Origin of the sequence: Paenibacillus germinis (assembly GCF_013141785.1) — a bacterium.
Classification (GTDB): domain Bacteria; phylum Bacillota; class Bacilli; order Paenibacillales; family NBRC-103111; genus Paenibacillus_E; species Paenibacillus_E phytorum.
The window spans coordinates 1-2,653 of record NZ_WHOC01000023.1; the positions used below are offsets into that span (position 1 = coordinate 1).

Sequence of the window (2,653 nt, forward strand, 5' to 3'; positions counted from 1 at the left end):
AATGAACAAAGAAAGAGCTGCCGCGATGCAAGCTCCTTCTTTATCGTTTCCGTTAGTTCAACGACCATCCTAGTCAACAACGTCCTGTATCAAAAGTATTTTTAACTTCTCAGGAGGATTACAATGCGGATGGTTCATAAAAATCTCACTCATGGTGCCTACCGGCATGCTCGGATCGTACATCTGGATCGTTACTGCGTTACTTGTTGTGAACGGTAAGTCCATCACTACCTCTAACTGGTATTCCAATGTTGTTTCTTTGGTTTATTCCAACCGCGCTATCTGTAACGGCAAAGCTTTCCCAGCAGCAATACCTTTACGATTCACGTTATTGTATATTATAGGTATAGGGCATTTGATTATAAGAAAGGAGTCCGTTGTGCAATGCTAAAGATCAGTGCTTTTTCCAAGTTGAGCGGTGTTTCTGTCAAAGCATTAAGATTTTACGATAGTGTAAGACTACTTGAGCCCGCCGCCATAGATCCTAAAAATGGCTATCGGTACTATACCCAAGAGCAGCTTCTAACCGTTAAGCGTATTACCGCCTTTAAGGAGCATGGTTTCACGCTGGATCAAATAAAACCCTTTTTGGAAGAGCATACATTCCCCGAAGTAAAACTAAAGTTAGCCGATAAAAAGAAAGAACTTGAGCATTCCATCCTGGAAGCCCAGCAACAGTTGAAAGAAATCGATAACAGGATTACCCGCGCCGAAGAAGCGGATAATCGCCAACATGAAACACCGATAACCGTTCGTAACGTACAACCTCAACTTACAGCTTCTATTCGTGATATCGTTCCACGTACGCACCTATGTCTTCTGCTTGACGAACTCACACGGTATGTCAATGCCTATGGGGAGGACGAAGGACGAGATCTGACGATTCTATGGAATAATCATGGCGGCACGGATACGGACCAAGCCGATCTAGAGGTTGCAATACCGCTAACAAAGGTTATTCCAAGCAACGAAAGAGTAAACGTCCGCCATCTGCCCGAGTTAAAAGCGGCCGCTTCCCTTGTGCACCTCTGCAATCCTTACGACAACTCTTGCCTTGCTGCTGATCAGTTAGTATCGTGGATCTCATCTCATGGCTATGTCCGTTCCTATAAAGAGCCGATCCGTGAAACCTATTTAACTTCGGACAAAGATATTTACGGAAAAATGCGATTGGCTGAACTGCTCATTCCCCTTGAACTTGGATGAGATCATTTGTATATCTTTATCTCCTCTTGACTCTCCCCTTTACAGGAAGGTGTACAGTAGCACTATACATCGTAAAGGAGTGAGTTCTATGAAAAGATTGGAAGGAAAAATTGCACTAGTTACAGGCGGAAGTCGCGGTATCGGAAAAGGAATTGCGCTGCGACTGGCGCAAGAGGGTGCTCTAGTTATCGTTCACTATGGCAACCGCCATGCTGCGGGAGAGGAAGTCGTTCGGACCATTGAAGCCCAAGGCGGACGGGCTTTGGCCATAGGCGCAAATCTCGAAACCGTTGCCGGGGTAACGAATTTGGTTAAAACCATGGAGGAAACGCTCCTTCGCCTAACAGGTCGGAACCAGATCGATATTCTCGTTAATAATGCCGGTATAGGAACTTCCAAAACATTGGAGGAAACCACGGAGAAGGATTTCGACACGATATTTGCAGTTAATGTAAAAGCACCGTTTTTCCTCGTCCAGCAGACCTTGCAACTTCTGCGTGACGGAGGGCGAATTATCAACATCTCTTCAGGTGTTACGCGAATTGCCTATCCTCATATTATGGCGTACAATTTGACGAAAGGTGCCATAAATACGTTCACCCTGCATCTTGCGAAACTAATAGGGTCCCGTGGGATTACAGTTAATGCCGTGCTCCCTGGCATCGTCGATACGGACGTGAATGCGGAATGGCTGTATACGCCGGAAGGTCAACAACAAGCAGCCGAAATGTCTGCCCTCGGCAGGGTCGGCGAGCCTTCGGATATTGCAGACATCGTGGCTTTCCTCTCTTCATCGGACGGTCGTTGGATTACCGGACAGATGGTCGACGCCACGGGCGGGTCACATTTATAAGTTCAATCAATAGCCCTTCCAAACAAAATGGAAGGGCTGGTTTTATGTTCAGTCGTAGTAAAACTTACCTTTATTTATGTAGGGGCAAGCCAGTAACCTTTTGGTATCTCATCAAAAGTCTCTTCAAGTAAGGAAGAAACAAAAAGAGGATTGCTCAGTAATGGAGCATCCTCTTTTTATCATTTTAGCAATCAGATTTGCTCAATGCCTTGTTGATGTTCATTGAAAATAAAGTTTTAGACTGATCACTGATCCGATAAAAGAAATAGCGGCGGACTAGGACGTGAAAATAAAGTCCTAGACTGCCGCTGCAGTGGCTGCCACTATTCAACAATCGTCTCCCGATAGTTCAATAAAAGATTAGTCTATTGAAGTAAATGTGCGAATGCTTAATAGCGGCAATGGCACTAAATAATATAGCAATAACAATTAAAGTAAATGCAATTATTATTGGAAAAATTAAAGTGCTAATAAAAGAAAAAATACCTAATATGAAAGCCAGTTTTATTAGTTGAGCAATTAGAACACCCCCCTGTATAATAATATACCATATACTACCAATACAGGTATTTAATGATTTCATTATTGAAAGTA

General features: G+C 43.6%; 2 protein-coding genes. Both read left to right on the forward strand.

Translation table 11 applies throughout. The annotated features are described in order from the left end of the window. The first annotated feature begins 384 nt into the window (after positions 1-384). Positions 385-1,206: a MerR family transcriptional regulator gene (locus GC102_RS05915; RefSeq protein ID WP_171688632.1), complete on the forward strand. Its 822-nt coding sequence runs from the start codon at positions 385-387 to the stop codon at positions 1,204-1,206. 88 nt (positions 1,207-1,294) lie between these two features. Then, on the forward strand, positions 1,295-2,059 hold the full coding sequence (locus GC102_RS05920) for an SDR family oxidoreductase (protein WP_171688633.1): 765 nt from the start codon (positions 1,295-1,297) through the stop codon (positions 2,057-2,059). Positions 2,060-2,653: the final 594 nt, after the last annotated feature.